A 17,397-nucleotide genomic window follows, 5' to 3' on the forward strand; every position below is an offset into this window, starting at 1 on the left:
CTACGCTATCAACCGTTTATCAAAATCCCCCACTCAGTAGCGGCGAAGGGCAGCGCTGAAACCAGCGGCTGGCCTGTTCGTAGGCGTGGGCCAGTTGCAGGACGGCAAAGTCGGCCTGATGCCTGCCGATGATTTGCAGGCCCATCGGCAAACCGTTCGTGTTGAATCCGGCCTGCACATTGGCCACCGGACAGCCGGACAAGGTGCCTGGAATCACCACCTCCATCCAGCGGTGATAGGTGTCCATGCTCACGCCTTCAATGGACGTCGGCCACGGCTGGGTTTTATCGAACGGGAAGACCTGGGCGCTGGGCAGCAGCAAGTAGTCGAATTCCTCGAACAGCCGCGAGATCGCGCGGTACCAGTGACTGCGCACCACTGACGCAGCAAACACCTCGCTGGCGGACAGTGTCAGGCCATTTTCGATTTCCCAGCAGGCTTCCGGTTTCAGCTGTGTACGTTTTTGCGGGTCGGCGTAGATCGCGCCCAGCGAGCCGGCGACCATCCAGTGACGCAACGTGCGCCAACTGCTCCACAGTTGTTGCGGGGCGAATTCTGGCTGCACCGCTTCAACGTGACAACCGAGGCTTTCAAAGTCGGCGAAGGTTTTTTCGCAGAGCTGCAGAATGCCTTTCTCCATCGGCAGATAGCCGTTGAAATCCCCCAGCCAGCCCAGGCGAGTGCCTTTGAAATCCCGCTCCAGTGGCGCCGCGAAGGCACTGCCGGATTCGGCGATGGACAACGGCGCCCGGGCATCGGCGCCGGCCTGTACCGACAGCAACAAAGCGGCGTCGCGCACACTGCGGCCCATCGGGCCTTCATAGCCGAGCTGATCGATGAACAGGTCGGCGCTGTCATCGAAGGGCACGCGACCCTGTGACGGCCGGAAACCGAAAATGTTGTTGAACGCGGCCGGGTTGCGCAGCGAGCCCATCATGTCGCTGCCGTCCGCCACTGGCACCAGATGCATCGCCAGCGCCGCCGCCGCGCCACCGCTGCTGCCGCCGGCCGTTTTGCTCGGGTCGTAAGCGCAGGCAGTGGCGCCGAACAGCGGGTTGTAACTTTGCGAACCGAGGCCAAATTCCGGGGTATTGCTTTTGCCGATGATGATTGCGCCGGCCGCCTTGAGACGCTCGACCATGATCCCGTCGCGGTCGGGCACAAAGTCCTTGTACAGCGGCGACCCCAGCGTGGTGCGGATGCCACGGGTCAGCGACAGGTCTTTGACCGCGTGGGGCAGGCCGTGCATCCAGCCACGGTATTCGCCCCGTGCCAGCTCGGCGTCGCGGCTATCGGCCTGCGCCAGCAGATCTTCCGGCACTTGCAGGCTGATCAGCGCATTGACGCGAGGGTTGAAACGATCGATGTGGGCCAGGTAAGTCTGCATCACTTCCCGGCAGGAAACCTCGCGCAGGCGAATGCGTTCGGCGAGTTCATGGGCCTGCAGCAGGACCAGTTCGCTGATGTTATTGGAAGTCATTGCAACGCTGCCTTTCGGACGGCTGGAGGAACACCCCGTCACGCTGACGGGGCGGTAGAAATCAACGCATCAGGCTGGTCCAGAGACGGTCGGCCAGACGGATCGCGCCTTCGCCGCAGGTCTTGCTGAACACCACTTGGGTGCCCTCGGGAATGTGCAGCTCCGGGGCATCTTTCAGACTGGCATCGAGGAACGGTTCCACACCCTTGATCGGGCTTTGATGCTTGAGGAAATTCTGGGTCATCGCGGCGTTTTCAGGCTGGCTGAGGAAGGCGATGAACGCCTTGGCGTTCGCCGGGTTCTTGCTGCCGGTCGGGATCACCATGTTGTCGACCCACGCCAGCACGCCTTCTTTCGGGTAGAGGTACTTCAGGCCGGGTTTCATTTCCCGGGCGCGCATCGACGAACCGCCCCAGAACATCGACATGTCGATTTCACCCGCGGCCAGGTTCTCGCGAATCGAGCCGGCCTTGGAGCTGTAGGTTTTGACGAAAGGTTTTTGCGCCTTGAGCAAGGTCAGCACTTGCTGCATCTGCTTGGGGTCTTCGCTGCACAGCGGGATGTTCAGGTACAGGCTGGCCATGTCGATCACTTCACTGACCGAATCGAACATGTTGATCCGTCCCTGCAATTCGGCCGGCGGCGCGTAAAGCACTTTGTAGCTGTCGGCCGGGCCTTGGTAGCGTTCGCTGTTCAGCACCACGCTGGTGGTGCCCCAGATGAACGGCACGGCATACGCACCTTCCGGATCCCAGGTCGGCTTTTTCAAGTTATCCACAACGCTGGCGTAGTAGGGCTCTTTGACCGGGTCGAAGCGTTCCAGCAGTTTTTCCTGGATCAGGATCGGCACGAACTGGTGCGACGGTATCGCCACGTCATAACCCGCGCCGCCCTGTTTCAGCTTGGCCAGCAAGGTTTCGTTGGAGTCGTAGGAATCCACCGTGACTTCAATGCCGGTCTGCTTCTGGAACTTGGCGAGAATCTCCGGCGAAAAGTAGCCGCTCCAGCTGACCACATTGAGTTTTTCTGCGGCCTGAACGCTGCCGGCCAGGGTCAGTAACAACGAGGTCCCGATGCTTGCAATCAACTTGCTCATGCTATTTCCCCACAGTACGTAGAAGGTTCAGGTGTTCTTTTTGCCCAGCAGCCAGGAGAGGCTGACAAACAGCACCGAGACGCCCAGGATCAGGGTCGACACGGCGTTGACGTCGGGTGTCACGCCCATGCGCAGCAGGCCGAAGATGAAGATAGGCAAGGTAGTTGTGCCCGCCTGGGACACCATCATCGAGATCACGAAGTTATCCAGCGAGACGATGAACGCCAGCATCAGTCCGGAGAAAATCCCCGGCATCAGCAGCGGCAGGGTGACCTTGCGAAAGGTCCGCCACGGGCCGGCGTAGAGGTCGGCCGAGGCTTGTTCCAGGGACAGGTCCATGTCGTTGAGCCGCGCCCGAATAGGCAGGTAGGCAAACGGGATGCAAAACACCGTGTGGGCGATGATCAGGTTGCCGTAGCCGAGGGACAGGCCAAGGGTTGAAAACAGCGCCAGCGTGGCGACGCCGACCACGATTTCCGGCAATACCAGCGGCAGCATGATCGCGCCCATCGACAGTTGCAGGCCCTTGAATTTCGCACCTCGGGAAGTGCCGAGGGCGGCGAGGGTGGCAATGGCCGTGGCGATCATGCTGGCGCAGACGGCGATCAACAGGCTGTTGCCGGCCGCTTGGCGCAGGGCCTGATTGGCGAACGCGGCGCGGTACCAATCGAAACTGAAACCGGTCCAGACCGTCGCCGACTGGTTGGCGTTGAACGAGAACACCACCAGCACCACGATCGGCGCGTAGAGGTACAGGTAGAACAGAAAACTGAAGCCGCCGAAGCCCGGGAAATCCTGCACGCCCAAGCCGTTTCGTTTGAATAGACGCAGCATCATGCACCTCCCTTGGCGATGCGCTGGCGTTCAGCGCGCAAGGCGTAAACCGTCAGCACCAGCATCACCGCAGCCATCAGCACCAGTGACAGCGCCGCACCGAACGGCCAGTTACGCGCATCGCTGAACTGCCGGAAAATCAGGTTGCCGAGCATCATCCGCGTCCCGCCGCCCAACAGTTCCGGAGCGATCATCGCGCCCAGGCACGGCACGAATGTGAGGATCGCGCCAGCGAGAATCCCCGGTTTGGCAATCGGCAGGACCACTTTGCGCAGCGTGCGCCAGCGTCCGGCGTAGAGATCCTGGGCGGCTTCCAGCAGGCGAATGTCCATTTTTTCCAGCGTCGCGTAGATCGGCAGCACCACGAAGGGCGCGTAGGTGTAAACCAGCCCCAGCAACACCGCGCCGTCGGTGTAGAGCAATTGCAACGGTTGGTCGATGACACCGAGGCCGATCAGGCTGTTGTTGATCACCCCGGTGTTACGCAGCAACAGAATCCAGGCGTAGGTGCGGATCAACAGGTTGGCCCAGAACGGCACAGTGATCAGAAAGATCAGCAGACCGCGCCGATGCGCCGGTTGCATCGCCAGCCACACCGCCACCGGAAAGCCGATCAGCAAGGTGATGATCGTGGTTAGCCCGGCGATGCCGATGGAGCGCAAGGCGATTAGCAGATAGGAGTCGGCGAAGGCCAGGCTGTCGTCCAGTTGCCGTTCGAACAGCAACGAGGTGTAGGCGTCGCTGCTGAAGACTTTGTTGACCCCGCCGTAAGGGTTGGCTTCCATCAGCGAATAGCCGATGACGATCAGGATCGGCACCAGCAAAAACAGGCCGATGGCGATCAGCGCCGGGCTGACCCCGAGGAAGCTCTGGAAGGCCCGACGGCGCTCCAGGGTATTGGCGATCGGTAACGCGTGCATGGCAAATCCTCGGGCTCAATCGTGCAGGACGCTGGCGCTGCCGCTGTCAAACAACAGGCCGGCCTGGGTGCCCACGGCGAAGCGCAGGCTGCGGTCGACGCTGTTGGGCGTGCGCACGGTGAGGCGCGAACCGTCACTCAGGCTGACCTGGTATTGCAGATCAGTGCCGAGGTAGACCTGCGTATCGATCCGGCACGGCAGCGCGCCCTCGGTGTTGCCCGGCACCAGGTGCAGACGTTCGGGGCGAACCGACAGCGCGACGCTGGCGCCGATCCGCACGTCGCTGCAAGGCTGTGCCGGCAGCGGATGCCCGGCAGGGCCGGCGAACCAGGCCTGGCCGTCTTCAACTCGCGTGACGGTGCCTTCGATGAAGTTGGTTTCGCCGATGAAGTCCGCGACGAAGCGATTGCGCGGGCGTTCGTAAATGTCTTCCGGGCGGCCGACCTGCTGCACTTCGCCTTCGGACAACACGGCAATGCGGTCGGACATGGTCAGCGCTTCTTCCTGGTCGTGGGTGACGAAGATGAAGGTGATGCCGGTCTTGGCCTGAATGGTTTTCAGCTCTTCGCGCATGGCCTGGCGCAGCTTGAGGTCGAGGGCCGAGAGCGGCTCGTCGAGCAGCAACACTTTGGGGTGTGGCGCCAGCGCCCGGGCGAGGGCGACGCGCTGTTGCTGACCGCCGGACAGTTGCGCCGGTTTGCGTGTGGCGAAGCGCTCCATCTGCACCAGTGCGAGCATTTCGCGTACGCGCTCGGCGACCTGGGCTTTACTCATCACCTTGCCCATCGGGTGCGATTCGAGGCCGAAGGCCAGGTTCTCGGCGATGGTCATGTGCGGGAACAGTGCGTAATGCTGGAACACCGTGTTCACCGGACGCTCGAACGGCGGGCGGTCGGCGATGTTTTCGCCGTAGAGCAGAATCTCGCCCTCGGTCGGAAACTCAAACCCGGCGATCATCCGCAAGAGCGTGGTCTTGCCGCAACCTGAAGGGCCGAGGAGGGTGAAGAATTCGTTGTCGCGAATGTCCAGGTCGATGCTTTGCAGCGCCACCGGGCCGGTCTTTGGATCACCGTAGACTTTGCGCACCGAGCGGATCGACACCGCCAGTGTTTGCAGCGAATGCAGGGCATTCATGCGTTACCTCCGATTCCCCCATCGCCTGCGAATACGCTGATGTCAGCGGCACCGTCGGGCCATGGATATTATTTTTTTGGGCAGGATCGAGATGTGTTCAGGTGTTTTGAGCCAGCTGTTTTTTGTTTTGCTGTGCTTCGATTATCAGTGAGGGGTTGCGGCCGCGAAACTTCAATTTTAACATACGACCTGTTAAATAATTTAATAGCAAGAGGCGGCCCGCACCATGCCCGATCACCGTTTACCGCCGCTGAACGCCGTGCGTGCCTTCGATGCCGCCGCCCGGTTGGGCAGTTATGTCGAAGCCTCGAAAGCCCTCCACGTCACCCAGCCTGCAATCGGCCGGCACGTGAAGTTGCTGGAGGAATGGCTGGGCATTCAACTGTTCGAACGCACCTCTCGGGGCGTGACCTTGACGGCGGCGGGGGAGAAATATCACCGCAAGATTGCCGCAGCCTTGCAGCTGATGATCGAGGCGGGAAAAGAGGCTCGGCCCAAGGATGCCGAGCGCTGGCTGCGGATCATGGTGGTGCCGGGGTTTGCCAAGCGCTGGTTGATGCCGCGCATTGAAGGCATGCGTCATTTGCGTCCGGGTCTTAAGTTCGCCATCGAGCCCAACTCGACCTTCACCGATGTCGATGGCAAGCATGCCGACCTGGGAATTGTCTACGGCGTGGACGGACAATATGCTCAATCGCGCGTCAGCCTGATCCGCCCGCGCGTGTTTCCGATCTGTACGCCCGATTACCTGGCTAGCGTAGATCCCGTCGAAGTGCCTGCCGACCTGGTGAAACACCATCTGATCCACGTCGACGACGGCGAATGGTGGAACCTGTGGTTCGCCGCTCACGATCTCGATGTGCACCTCAATTCGGACATGCTCTACGTCAACAACGACCACGCGCTGTCGGTGGCCGAGAGCGGGCAGGGCATCGCACTGGCCAACGAAGTGCTGGTCCGTGAAGAATTGAAAAGCGGCACGTTGGTGCGGGTGCTGGACGCGCAAGTCAAGCTGGAAAGCTATCGCGTGTTGACGCCATCCGCCGAGCACTCGGCGGATGTGTCGTGGTTCATCCAGTGGCTGAAAACCGAACTGGAGCAGGATTTCCCGCAAGCAGTGATTGTCGACTGACTCCGGACGTTTCAGCTCAGGCGAAACCGGCCCGTGTTGTCGCTCAAGGCCTTGCTGCCCTGGCTCAAGGTGTCTGCGGCGTGGTTCACCGCTCGTGCGCCTTCGAGCAAACGTAACGCTGCCTGATCGACTTGCTGGATGTTGCCGCTGACCTCGTCGGCAGTCGTCGCTTGCTCATCGACCGCCGTGGCGATCTGCGCCAGGGTGTCGGTGACACTCTGCACGGCGCTGGCGATTTCTCCCAACCGTTCGCCAAGACCGGTGACCGCCTCTGCATCGGATTGCGCCTGACCGCAGGCGGCTTCCATCAGGCTCACAGCTTCGTTCACCGTGTTACGCAGGCTGTCGACAGTGCCGGCGATTTGCGCGGTGGAGGATTGGGTGCGCTGCGACAGGCTGCGCACTTCATCGGCCACCACCGCAAAACCACGACCTTGTTCACCGGCACGAGCGGCCTCGATCGCGGCGTTGAGCGCCAGCAGGTTGGTCTGCTCGGCGACCCCGCGAATGGTGTCGACCACCGACTGAATCTGCTGCCCTTGCTCACTGACCCGCCCCAGTGCCGCGGCGGTTTCGTTCAAGCGCTGATTGAGCTGCTTAATACTCGCCGTGGTGCGCTGGCTGTCACGGCTGCTGTCAGACGCAATGCGCTGGGTATGCTGAGCGCTGCCGGAAGCTTGTTCGCAACTTTGGGCGACCCCTTGCGAGGTGGCGGCCAATTGCGTGGCCGCCGCAGCGATCTGGCTGATCTGCAATTGCTGCGCTTCGACCTCGCCCAGCGCACCACTGGAATGATGGTTGAGCGTGCGCACCGCGTTACTCAACTGCAGAGTTTCGTGATCGACCCCCAGCAAGCTGTTACGCAGTTGCACCACCGCGACATTCAGCGCCGTGCTGATCGCCGCCAGTTCATCGCGGCCCTCGACCGGGACTTGCAGGCTCAGATTGCCGTCACGTAACGCTTCGGCCAACAGCGTGATGCCGCTGGCGCTGCGCCGGATCGAGGCCTGCAAGCAGATGAACAGGTACAACGCGGCCAGCAGCAGGCAGCCAAAGATTGTCGCCACCACAATGAACTGGCGAATGGCCGAGCCGTGGTAATAATCCAGGCGCTGATCCAGTGAGACCAGCGACTGCTGGCGCAACGAGGCGAGGTCGGTCAGCAGTGCGTCGAGACTGCGTTCGAATTCTTCAGGCTTGAGTTTGATGCTGCCGCCAAACACGCCGTCATCGAGGTTCTTTAGCTCGGTGTCGAGGTGTTTGAGGCTGTCATGGTATTGCCCGGCCCAGCTTTGCAAGGCGCTGGGCAGACGCGCTTCCAACAGGCTCGCGGTTTTGACCAACTGCTCACGCGCGTCACCAATGCGGCTGCGCAAGTCACGCAATTGCAGACGGCTTTGCAGGGTGAATTGTCCCGACACCACCGACGCCTGGCCGACACTGGCGAGGCGGCCGACGCGCTCGATCAGGTCCGGCGCGTGTTGCGTCGAAATCTGCGTCAACAAATAGGTTTCCAACCATGGAGCGAGGGTCAGGCGATTGTCCATGGCGATCTGTTCGCGCAAGGCTTGCAGGGCGCTCAAGGCATTGGTGAAACGGTCGTAACCGTCTGGCCACCAGCCAACGCTGCTCAAACTTTTCGAGTCCAGGCCATTGAGCGCGGTTTGCAGCGCTTGATAGCGGACCAGGGTTTCGCCCTCGGCACCTTCGGTTTGCAGCGTATTGCCGAGGTCACTGCTGGCCTGCGCGACGGCCGGCTGAACCGCATCGAACGCAGCCATCGCGGCGAGGGTCGCCGGTGTCGGCTGGCGATTGGTCTCGGTGGCACGCCAGCGGGCAGCGCGGTCACGCTGGGCGGCGAGCAGGTTGTCGAGCGCATCCAGCGCGAGTAGCTGCCGAACCCCGGCGCGCTCCCCGGAGATCAAGTTAAGTTTGGCGCGGTAGTCTTGCCCAATCATCAGCAGACTGCCCGCCAGTGGCAGGATAAACAGAAGAAACAACAGCTGAAATTTGCGGGCGAAGCCGAAGCGCCCCAGCAACCCGATCCCCGGTGATAAAAACGACATGCCCCATGACTCCTGTGGACACCACGCACCATTGGCGTGCGTCGAGGTCGTTGCGACCGCGACTCGTGCCCTTTTTAAAGGCCTCGAAAGTTCACCCTCGTCAGCTCTGTAGGCCAACTCTGTAGCAAAACTTCCCATTCTCGGTGCCCTTTGTAAGGGCGCCGCGTTAATGCGGATAAACAAGGCAAGATTCAGACCATGGCGTTGCGCTATCAGTCGGTGAATTTAGTTCGTTAGCTGGCTAAGGGGATGGCGCTGCTGCACTGAAAAATGGCACATTGACGCACCTGCCCCTGTGCACCCATCTGTTGTACGGAAACTCCCATGGCTATCAGCAACGCCCAGACCGGCACAGCGCCGGCGTCCGCGACTCCACAAAGCAGCCCTCTGGTCATGCGCATCATCGGCGCGGTGGCGCTGGCGCATTTGATCAACGACTTGATTCAATCGGTACTGCCGTCGATTTACCCGATGCTCAAGGCCAACTATGGCCTGACATTTACGCAGGTCGGTCTGATCACCCTGACCTTTCAGCTGACGGCCTCGCTGTTGCAGCCGTGGGTCGGTTACCACACTGATCGCCATCCCAAACCCTGGCTGCTGCCGGCCGGAACAGTGTGCACCTTGATCGGCATTTTGATGATGTCGGTGGTGGGCAGCTTTCCGATGATCCTGCTGGCGGCCGGGTTGATCGGCATCGGCTCCTCGACCTTCCACCCGGAAGCTTCGCGCGTGGCGAGACTGGCTTCGGGCGGGCGATTCGGTCTGGCGCAATCGACCTTTCAGGTCGGTGGCAACGCGGGTTCGGCCTTCGGTCCGTTGCTGGCGGCGGCGATCATCATTCCCTTTGGTCAGGGCCATGTGGCGTGGTTCGGACTGTTTGCGGTATTTGCGCTGTTCGTGCTCTACCGGATCAGCCGCTGGTACGCCAATCACCTGAACCTGTTCAAGCTCAAGCAAGGTCAGGCGGCGACGCATGGTTTGTCGAAAGGCCGAGTGACCAGTGCACTGGTGGTGCTCGGGTTGCTGGTGTTCTCCAAATATTTCTACATGGCCAGCTTCACCAGCTACTTCACCTTTTACCTGATCGAGAAATTCGACTTGTCGGTGGCGAGCTCGCAGCTGCATCTGTTCCTGTTTCTGGGCGCCGTAGCGGCGGGGACATTCTTCGGCGGCCCAATCGGCGACAAGATCGGGCGTAAGGCAGTGATCTGGTTTTCGATCCTGGGCGTGGCGCCGTTCACGCTGATCCTGCCGCACGTTGATTTGTTCTGGACCAGCATTCTCAGCGTGGTGATCGGCTTCATCCTCGCGTCGGCGTTCTCGGCGATTGTGGTCTATGCGCAGGAATTGGTGCCGGGCAACGTAGGGATGATTGCCGGGATATTCTTCGGTCTGATGTTCGGTTTCGGCGGGATTGGTGCGGCATTGCTGGGGTATCTGGCGGATGCGCATGGCATCGAATACGTGTACTACCTGTGCTCGTTCCTGCCGTTGCTGGGTGTGTTGGCGATCTTCCTGCCAAGAACCAAAAAGGCTTGAACCCCCACAGACCCTTGTGGGAGCGAGCCTGCTCGCGAAAAAGTCTTCACAGTCGACATCATTGTTGAATGTTGAGCCGCCTTCGCGAGCAGGCTCGCTCCCACATTGGGTCAGTGGTGTGGCGCAAGGTTGTTTCAGGCACAAAAAAGCCGCGTATCGAACGCGGCTTTTTTATTGGGCGGTGTGTCTTACACGTTGAAACGGAAGTGCATCACGTCGCCGTCTTTGACGATGTAATCCTTGCCTTCCAGGCGCCATTTACCGGCTTCTTTGGTGCCGGCTTCGCCCTTGTACTGGATGAAGTCGTCATAGGCGATGACTTCGGCGCGAATGAAACCTTTTTCGAAGTCAGTGTGGATCACACCAGCGGCTTGCGGTGCGGTGGCACCGACGCGGACGGTCCAGGCGCGGACTTCTTCGACGCCGGCGGTGAAGTAGGTCTGCAGGTGCAGCATTTCGTAGCCGGCGCGGATCACGCGGTTCAGGCCAGGCTCTTCGAGGCCCAGGGCTTCGAGGAACATGTCTTTCTCTTCGCCGTCATCCAGCTCGGCAATTTCCGCTTCGATCTTGTTGCAGACCGGAACCACCATCGCGCCTTCTTCTTCGGCGATGGCTTTGACGATGTCCAGCAGCGGGTTGTTTTCGAAACCGTCTTCAGCGACGTTGGCGATGTACATGACCGGCTTGGTGGTCAGCAGGTGGAAACCACGGATCACTGCTTTGTCGTCGGCACCCATGGTTTTCATCAGGGTGCGCGCAGGCTTGCCGAGGGTGAAGTGAGCGATCAACTGCTCTAGCAATGCCTTTTGAACCACCGCATCCTTGTCACCACCCTTGGCGTTACGGGCGACTTTCTGCAGTTGCTTCTCGCAGCTGTCGAGGTCGGCGAAGATCAGTTCGAGGTCGATGATTTCGATGTCGCGTTTCGGGTCGACGCTGTTGGAGACGTGAATCACGTTCTCGTCTTCGAAGCAGCGGACCACGTGGGCGATGGCATCAGTCTCGCGGATGTTGGCGAGGAACTTGTTGCCCAGGCCTTCACCTTTCGAGGCGCCCGCCACCAGGCCGGCGATGTCGACGAATTCCATGGTGGTCGGCAGGATGCGCTTTGGATTGACGATGGCCGCCAAGGCTTCCAGGCGCGGATCCGGCATCGGCACGATCCCGGTGTTCGGCTCGATGGTGCAGAAGGGGAAGTTCTCGGCCGCGATCCCGGATTTGGTCAGGGCGTTGAACAGGGTGGACTTGCCGACGTTAGGCAGGCCGACGATGCCGCAATTGAATCCCATGGTGTTTTCCCCGAGGAGTAGAGTCAGGCCTTCTGGCTGTGCAGGTTTTTCATCGCGCGGTTCCATTCCCCGGCGAGGATATCCGGCAGCACGCCGAGGGCAAAGTCGATGCTGGCATCGAGTTTTTCCTGTTCGGCGCGTGGCGCACGACCCAGGACGAAGTTTGAAACCATACTGGCAACGCCCGGGTGGCCAATGCCAAGCCGCAAGCGGTAAAAGGTATTCTGATTGCCCAGTTGCGCAATGATGTCGCGCAACCCGTTGTGACCGCCATGGCCGCCGCCCTGTTTGAGTTTGGCAACGCCCGGAGGCAGGTCGAGTTCGTCGTGCGCCACGAGGATTTCTTCAGGTTTGATGCGGAAAAAACCTGCCAGAGCTGCTACGGCCTGGCCGCTGCGGTTCATGTACGTGGTGGGTATCAGCAGACGAACATCCTGACCCTGGTGCGAATAGCGCCCGGTCAGGCCGAAATATTTGCGATCGGCCACAAGGTTCACGCCTTGTGCGTGCGCGATGCGCTCAACAAAAAGGGCCCCTGCGTTATGCCGGGTCTGTTCGTATTCAGCGCCTGGATTACCCAGGCCAACGATCAGTTTGATGGCAGTCACGATAGGGGCCCTTCCTTGGAGTGGTGGCTAACATCGCCGCGATTAGTGTGTGCGGCGAAAGTGGACGACAAGTGCTCATTTACCATTATGTAAACTCCGCGTTCTCGCCCGCTTTCTCGCTACGTTCCAGTCCGCGATGTTACCTGGTCACTCCGGCATCACAGAGTGAATTACTCTGCTGCGCCTTCTTCAGTAGCTTCTGGAGCAACACGTGGAGCGTGGACGTTGGCAACAGCCTTGTCATCGCCGTGCGCCAGAGCAACAAACTCAACGCCTTTAGGGGCTTTGAGGTCGGACAGGTGAATGATCGAACCGATTTCGGCGTTAGCCAGGTCGACTTCGATGAACTCAGGCAGGTCCTTCGGCAGGCAGGTCACTTCGATTTCCGAAACAACGTGCGAAACTTCGCCGCCTTTCTTGATCGGAGCTTCTTCACCAACAAAGTGTACAGGCACGATAGCGGTCAGTTTCTGGCCAGCTACAACGCGTACAAAGTCAGCGTGCATCACGTGGCCTTTGGCCGGGTGACGCTGCAGAGCTTTGATGATTACGTTTTGCTTGGTGCCGCCAACGTTCAGCTCGATGATGTGGCTGTAAGCCGCTTCGTTTTCGAGCAGTTTGGCAACTTCTTTAGCCAGCATGCTGATGGATTCAGGGGCTTTTTCGCCACCGTAAACTACAGCTGGAACCAGGCTTGCGAGACGACGCAGGCGGCGGCTCGCACCTTTCCCCAGGTCGGAACGCACTTCAGCATTCAGAGTAAAATCGTTCATGTTGTATCTCCAAAATAACCACATTCGCCCCAGCGTTTGCGACCAGCGCTAAAGGCGATATGGGCAAAAAAGCCCCGCCCCGACAGGAATGTCGGGGCGGGGCGCTTTTCGTCAACGAAATAGTCGAGAAGGGCAGGACCCTTATCGGAACATCGCGCTGATCGATTCTTCATTGCTGATGCGGCGAACCGCTTCGGCAACTACCGGCGCGATATCCAGTTGACGGATACGCGAGCAGGCTTGAGCAGCAGCGGACAACGGGATGGTGTTTGTCACCACCAGTTCGTCCAGCATGGAATTTTCAATGTTTTCGATCGCCCGACCGGACAGCACAGGGTGTGTGCAGTAGGCGAAAACCTTGGCAGCGCCATGCTCTTTCAAAGCCTTTGCCGCGTGGCACAAAGTGCCGGCGGTATCGACCATGTCATCGACCAGAATACAGGTACGCCCTTCGACATCACCGATGATATGCATCACTTCAGAGTGATTGGCTTTCTCACGGCGTTTGTCGATGATCCCGAGATCCACGCCCAGGGATTTGGCAACAGCACGTGCACGCACGACGCCGCCAATGTCCGGGGACACGATCATCAGGTTTTCGAAGCGCTGATCTTCAATGTCATCCACCAGAACCGGGGAGCCGTAGATGTTATCTACCGGAATATCGAAGAAACCCTGGATCTGGTCAGCATGCAGATCAACCGTGAGAACACGGTCGATGCCGACTACGGTAAGCATGTCAGCCACGACTTTCGCGCTGATAGCCACACGTGCGGAACGCGGACGGCGATCCTGACGGGCATAACCAAAGTAAGGAATTACAGCAGTGATACGAGTAGCCGAGGAGCGGCGGAAGGCATCAGCCATCACTACCAGTTCCATCAGGTTATCGTTGGTCGGAGCGCAAGTCGGCTGAATAATGAAGACATCTTTACCGCGGACGTTTTCATTGATCTCGGCAGTAATTTCGCCGTCGGAGAACTTACCGACAGAGATGTCACCGAGAGGGATATGCAGCTGACGTACGACACGCCGAGCCAGATCGGGGTTAGCATTCCCCGTAAAGACCATCATCTTGGACACGCGCAGTACCTAGAGGCTGAGGGTAACCTGGATGAGTATAGAAAATGGCAGGGGCGGCTGGATTCGAACCAACGCATGGCAGGATCAAAACCTGCTGCCTTACCGCTTGGCGACGCCCCTGTATCTGTTGCAACGAATACCCAGTATTCGGTTCCTTTAGAGCAGACTTTGCAGCTTGCGATGCAACATCGAAACGTTGCTTCCTTTTGCTACAAACCCTGTAAGGGTCTCTGTAAGAAGGGCCGAGACTTTATCAGCTTCAGCTTTGCTTGGGAAGCCCCCAAACACACAACTTCCAGTTCCGGTGAGTTTTGCTTCGGTAAATTTACCTAACAAATTCAATGCGTTACGAACATCTGGATAACGCCTTGCTACCACCGGTAAGCAGTCATTTCGACTGTTTCCCTTGGGAACGGGGCGCACTTTAATGGGAGGAGAGTTACGTGTCAACAGTGGATCTGAAAAAATTTCTGCTGTACTTACAGATACTTGCGGCACCAGCACGAGATACCACGGTTCTTCGGGGTCTACGGGGGTCAGTTTCTCGCCCACGCCCTCTGCAAAAGCGGCGTGGCCCCGTACGAAAACCGGGACGTCGGCGCCCAGCGTCAGGCCCAGCGCGGCCAGCCGATCCTCATCCCAGCCCAGTTGCCAGAGATGATTCAGGCCGAGCAACGTCGTCGCGGCGTTGGAACTGCCGCCACCGATTCCGCCGCCCATGGGCAGGATTTTTTCGATCCAGATGTCGATGCCGAGCGAAGAACCGGATTGCTCCTGAAGTTTTTTCGCCGCGCGAACAATCAAATTGCTGTCGTGAGGAACGCCATCGAATTCGGTATGCAGTTGAATCACACCGTCGTCGCGTACGGCGTAGGTGATTTCATCGCCGTAGTCGAGAAACTGAAAAATCGTCTGCAACTCGTGATAACCGTCTGCACGGCGACCGAGGATGTGCAGCATCAGATTGAGCTTGGCCGGGGAGGGCAGCGTCAGGCGTTGGGCCGTCATGTTCATTGCCCCAGTTTGCGCGGTTGCCATTCCTTGATCACCAGCGTGACGTCAAGGTCGGCGCCGTGCAGTTTGATCCGCTCGGGCAGCCAGTAGCCGTTTTGTTCGGCGTAACTCAGGTATTCGACCTGCCAGCCATCCTGGTCCAGATTGGCCAGACGACTGTGGGCATCCAGCGTCAGGCGGCTTTTGCTGTCCGGCGCCGGGAGCCCGCGGACCCACCAGGCCAAGTGCGATACCGGCAACTTCCAGCCGAGCTGTTCTTCGAGCAGCACTTCCGGGGTCGGCGCTTCAAAGCGCCCCTGGTTGGCCACTTCCAGCGAGACTTTGCCCGGGCGACCGGTCAAGCGCGCCGCACCGCGACCCAGGGGGCCGGAGAGGCGGATGTCGTAGTAATCCTGTCGTTGCAGCCAGAACAAGGTGCCGCTGCCCGAGTCTTTCGGGGCGCGGATGCCGATCTTGCCGTTGATTTGCCAGCCATCAAGACCCGTCAGCTGCTGCTTGTGATCCCGCCATTGGCCCGGGTCGCCTTGACCCTGAACCGATTCGCGGGCGCCGAAGCCCGCGCAACCGGCGAGCAGGGCGATAAAACTGAAAACGATGAAGTGGCGCAAAAACATAATCTTAAAGAGTCTCTGATCCGGTCAGGCGCTTGATGGTACCGCGCAGGATTGGGCTGTCGGGCTGTTCCTTGAGGAACTTGCTCCAGATTTGTCTGGCTTCGCGCTGCTTGCCGTTGGCCCACAGCACTTCACCCAGGTGGGCGGCGACTTCCTGATCGGGGAAGCGGTCCAGCGCCTGGCGCAGGTAACGCTCGGCTTCATCGAGATTGCCCATGCGGAAATGCACCCAGCCGAGGCTGTCGAGTACCGCCGGGTCTTCCGGATTGATCTTGTGGGCCTGTTCGATCAGGGTCTTGGCTTCGGCATAACGGGTCGTGCGGTCGGACAGGGTGTAGCCGAGGGCGTTCAGCGCCATCGCGTTGTCCGGGTCACGCTTGATGATCAGTCGCAGGTCTTTTTCCATCTGCGCCAGGTCATTGCGTTTTTCCGCCTGCATGGCGCGGGTGTACAGCAGGTTCAGATCGTCCGGGTATTGCTGCAAGGCTTTTTGCAGAACACCCCAGGCCTTGTCCCCTTGTTTATTGGCGGACAGGGTTTCGGCTTCGATCAGGTACAGCTGAATCGCGTAGTCGGGTTGTTCATCGCGCTCGCTGGCCAGTCGGCTTTGAGCTTCGGCGGTTTTGCCGTTGTTCATCAGGATATCGGCCTGACGCAATTGCGCCGGCAGAAAATCATTGCCCGGGCCGACCTGGGCGTATTCGATCAACGCACCCTGGGGATCGTTGCGCTCTTCAGCGATACGACCCAGGTTCAAATGCGCGGAGTCGACATGGCTTTCCCGCGCGATCAGGTCTTCCAGATACCCCTTGGCCTCGTCCCAGGCTTTGGCTTCGAGGCACACCAGCGCCAGCGAATAACGCAGTTCGTCGTCTTCCGGGTATTGCTGAACCAGGCTGGAGAACTCGGCTTTGGCGTCGTCCATCCGGTCCTGTTCGACCAGCATGCGCGCGTAAGTCAGGCGCAGGCGTTTGTCTTCCGGGTACTTTTTGATGCTTTTTTGCAGCAGCGGCAGGGCTTCGTCGCCACGGTCAAGGGTTTGCAGCAGGCGTGCGCGCAAGAGAATCGGAGCAATTTCGCCGTCGTCCGGTGGATTGTCTTCCAGCAGGGCCAGCGCGCCTTTGCTGTCGCCGTCCTGTTGCAGGAGCAAGGCCTTGCCGAAAATCAACTGACTGTTGTTGGGGTGACGCTGCAACAAACGGTCAAAACTTTTCATCAAGCCGTTGCGGGTTTCCTGATCGGTATCGGCCGCAGAGAGTGCGAGGAAGTCGAAATGCGTGTCGCCCTTGCCTTGCAGCACTTTCTCCATATAAACCATGGAGTCGTCATAGCGCCCGGCGCGCGCCAGTTGCACGGCAGCGGCCCGTTGCGCCTCCAGGTCGTCAGGCGCGTTTTTCGCCCAGATCAGCGCGGTATCGAGGGCAGCCTGATCGGCGCCCAGGTACTCGGCGATACGGAATGCCCGCTCGGAGATGCCCGGATCCTGAGTGTTGATGGCCTGGGTCACGTAGTTGTCCAGGGCAATGTCGAAACGATTGCGCTGGCCAGCCAGTTCGGCGCTCAACAGGCTGAAGACGGTTTCTTCGCTGAATGAGCTGTAAACCTTGGGCTTTTCAGGGGCCGGAGTGCTGTCTTCGACCGGCGGCGTACCGTCGGGTGAAACGGGGGCCATGGACTGGCAGCCGCTGAGGAAGACAAAGGCGAGGAGCAACGCGGAAGATCTATTCATATAGGAAGAGGACGACTAACCTGCGGTCGGATCATCATGACACAAGCCTTCGGCCAAACATAATGTAGGAGCGAGCTTGCTCG

The 17,397-nt window shown here is 59.6% G+C and carries 15 protein-coding genes and 1 tRNA gene; 2 read left to right on the plus strand and 14 right to left on the minus strand.

The genetic code is table 11. The annotated features are described in order from the left end of the window. Positions 1-19 precede the first annotated feature (19 nt). The 5 genes from F8N62_RS29510 to F8N62_RS29530 all read right to left on the minus strand — a co-directional run bounded on the left by F8N62_RS29510 (position 20) and on the right by F8N62_RS29530 (position 5,464). The gene (locus tag F8N62_RS29510) at positions 20-1,480 is read right to left on the minus strand and encodes an amidase (protein WP_150713938.1); all 1,461 of its coding nucleotides are present in this window, start codon (positions 1,478-1,480) and stop codon (positions 20-22) included. Positions 1,481-1,541: 61 nt separating this feature from the next. Further along, complete coding sequence (locus F8N62_RS29515; protein WP_150713939.1) at positions 1,542-2,576, minus strand: extracellular solute-binding protein; 1,035 nt, start codon at positions 2,574-2,576, stop codon at positions 1,542-1,544. 27 nt (positions 2,577-2,603) lie between these two features. Continuing rightward, positions 2,604-3,413: an ABC transporter permease gene (locus tag F8N62_RS29520; protein WP_150713940.1), complete on the minus strand. Its 810-nt coding sequence runs from the start codon at positions 3,411-3,413 to the stop codon at positions 2,604-2,606. After that, on the minus strand, positions 3,410-4,330 hold the full coding sequence (locus F8N62_RS29525) for an ABC transporter permease (protein ID WP_150713941.1): 921 nt from the start codon (positions 4,328-4,330) through the stop codon (positions 3,410-3,412). Before F8N62_RS29525 ends, F8N62_RS29520 begins: the two co-directional genes overlap by 4 nt. A gap of 15 nt (positions 4,331-4,345) precedes the next feature. Next, positions 4,346-5,464, minus strand: a complete 1,119-nt coding sequence (locus tag F8N62_RS29530; RefSeq protein ID WP_150713942.1) for an ABC transporter ATP-binding protein — start codon at positions 5,462-5,464, stop codon at positions 4,346-4,348. Between the two features lie 226 nt (positions 5,465-5,690). Here F8N62_RS29530 and F8N62_RS29535 point away from each other — a divergent pair, with 226 nt between their 5' ends. After that, positions 5,691-6,596: a LysR substrate-binding domain-containing protein gene (locus F8N62_RS29535; RefSeq protein WP_150713943.1), complete on the plus strand. Its 906-nt coding sequence runs from the start codon at positions 5,691-5,693 to the stop codon at positions 6,594-6,596. Positions 6,597-6,607: 11 nt separating this feature from the next. Here the strand turns inward: F8N62_RS29535 and F8N62_RS29540 are convergent, their stop codons facing one another. Next, positions 6,608-8,800, minus strand: a complete 2,193-nt coding sequence (locus tag F8N62_RS29540) for a methyl-accepting chemotaxis protein (protein ID WP_412071996.1) — start codon at positions 8,798-8,800, stop codon at positions 6,608-6,610. Between the two features lie 186 nt (positions 8,801-8,986). On the opposite strand from F8N62_RS29540, the gene F8N62_RS29545 reads away from it, so the two are divergent. Then, complete coding sequence (locus F8N62_RS29545; protein WP_150713945.1) at positions 8,987-10,204, plus strand: MFS transporter; 1,218 nt, start codon at positions 8,987-8,989, stop codon at positions 10,202-10,204. Between the two features lie 188 nt (positions 10,205-10,392). Here F8N62_RS29545 and ychF read toward each other — a convergent pair whose 3' ends face one another. The 8 genes from ychF to F8N62_RS29590 all read right to left on the minus strand — a co-directional run bounded on the left by ychF (position 10,393) and on the right by F8N62_RS29590 (position 17,314). Further along, entirely contained in the window at positions 10,393-11,493 is a 1,101-nt protein-coding gene (gene ychF, locus F8N62_RS29555) for a redox-regulated ATPase YchF (RefSeq protein WP_150713947.1), read from the minus strand. Positions 11,494-11,516: 23 nt separating this feature from the next. Continuing rightward, on the minus strand, positions 11,517-12,101 hold the full coding sequence (gene pth, locus F8N62_RS29560) for an aminoacyl-tRNA hydrolase (RefSeq protein ID WP_095169011.1): 585 nt from the start codon (positions 12,099-12,101) through the stop codon (positions 11,517-11,519). Positions 12,102-12,271: 170 nt separating this feature from the next. After that, positions 12,272-12,874 carry a 50S ribosomal protein L25/general stress protein Ctc gene (locus tag F8N62_RS29565; RefSeq protein ID WP_150713983.1) on the minus strand — a complete coding sequence of 201 codons (603 nt, stop codon included), beginning with the start codon at positions 12,872-12,874 and terminating at the stop codon, positions 12,272-12,274. Between the two features lie 141 nt (positions 12,875-13,015). Beyond that, on the minus strand, positions 13,016-13,957 hold the full coding sequence (locus tag F8N62_RS29570) for a ribose-phosphate pyrophosphokinase (RefSeq protein ID WP_003208392.1): 942 nt from the start codon (positions 13,955-13,957) through the stop codon (positions 13,016-13,018). A gap of 45 nt (positions 13,958-14,002) precedes the next feature. Continuing rightward, positions 14,003-14,077: transfer RNA gene (locus F8N62_RS29575), tRNA-Gln, on the minus strand. A gap of 36 nt (positions 14,078-14,113) precedes the next feature. Further along, entirely contained in the window at positions 14,114-14,965 is an 852-nt protein-coding gene (gene ispE / locus F8N62_RS29580) for a 4-(cytidine 5'-diphospho)-2-C-methyl-D-erythritol kinase (protein ID WP_150713948.1), read from the minus strand. Between the two features lie 2 nt (positions 14,966-14,967). Beyond that, on the minus strand, positions 14,968-15,585 hold the full coding sequence (gene lolB, locus F8N62_RS29585; RefSeq protein WP_150713949.1) for a lipoprotein insertase outer membrane protein LolB: 618 nt from the start codon (positions 15,583-15,585) through the stop codon (positions 14,968-14,970). A 4-nt stretch (positions 15,586-15,589) separates the two neighbouring features. Beyond that, positions 15,590-17,314 carry a tetratricopeptide repeat protein gene (locus F8N62_RS29590; protein ID WP_150713950.1) on the minus strand — a complete coding sequence of 575 codons (1,725 nt, stop codon included), beginning with the start codon at positions 17,312-17,314 and terminating at the stop codon, positions 15,590-15,592. Positions 17,315-17,397: the final 83 nt, after the last annotated feature.

The organism is Pseudomonas fluorescens, assembly GCF_902497785.1.
GTDB lineage: Bacteria > Pseudomonadota > Gammaproteobacteria > Pseudomonadales > Pseudomonadaceae > Aquipseudomonas > Aquipseudomonas fluorescens_BO.

Excerpts from the sequence above, each read along its gene's own strand:
- F8N62_RS29510 (WP_150713938.1), bottom strand. The coding sequence starts at position 1,480 with ATGACTTCCAATAACATCAGCGAACTGGTCCTGCTGCAGGCCCATGAA.
- F8N62_RS29515 (WP_150713939.1), bottom strand. The coding sequence starts at position 2,576 with ATGAGCAAGTTGATTGCAAGCATCGGGACCTCGTTGTTACTGACCCTG.
- F8N62_RS29520 (WP_150713940.1), bottom strand. The coding sequence starts at position 3,413 with ATGATGCTGCGTCTATTCAAACGAAACGGCTTGGGCGTGCAGGATTTC.
- F8N62_RS29525 (WP_150713941.1), bottom strand. The coding sequence starts at position 4,330 with ATGCACGCGTTACCGATCGCCAATACCCTGGAGCGCCGTCGGGCCTTC.
- F8N62_RS29530 (WP_150713942.1), bottom strand. The coding sequence starts at position 5,464 with ATGAATGCCCTGCATTCGCTGCAAACACTGGCGGTGTCGATCCGCTCG.
- F8N62_RS29535 (WP_150713943.1), top strand. The coding sequence starts at position 5,691 with ATGCCCGATCACCGTTTACCGCCGCTGAACGCCGTGCGTGCCTTCGAT.
- F8N62_RS29540 (WP_412071996.1), bottom strand. The coding sequence starts at position 8,800 with ATGGGAAGTTTTGCTACAGAGTTGGCCTACAGAGCTGACGAGGGTGAA.
- F8N62_RS29545 (WP_150713945.1), top strand. The coding sequence starts at position 8,987 with ATGGCTATCAGCAACGCCCAGACCGGCACAGCGCCGGCGTCCGCGACT.
- ychF (WP_150713947.1), bottom strand. The coding sequence starts at position 11,493 with ATGGGATTCAATTGCGGCATCGTCGGCCTGCCTAACGTCGGCAAGTCC.
- F8N62_RS29565 (WP_150713983.1), bottom strand. The coding sequence starts at position 12,874 with ATGAACGATTTTACTCTGAATGCTGAAGTGCGTTCCGACCTGGGGAAA.
- ispE (WP_150713948.1), bottom strand. The coding sequence starts at position 14,965 with ATGACGGCCCAACGCCTGACGCTGCCCTCCCCGGCCAAGCTCAATCTG.
- lolB (WP_150713949.1), bottom strand. The coding sequence starts at position 15,585 with ATGTTTTTGCGCCACTTCATCGTTTTCAGTTTTATCGCCCTGCTCGCC.
- F8N62_RS29590 (WP_150713950.1), bottom strand. The coding sequence starts at position 17,314 with ATGAATAGATCTTCCGCGTTGCTCCTCGCCTTTGTCTTCCTCAGCGGC.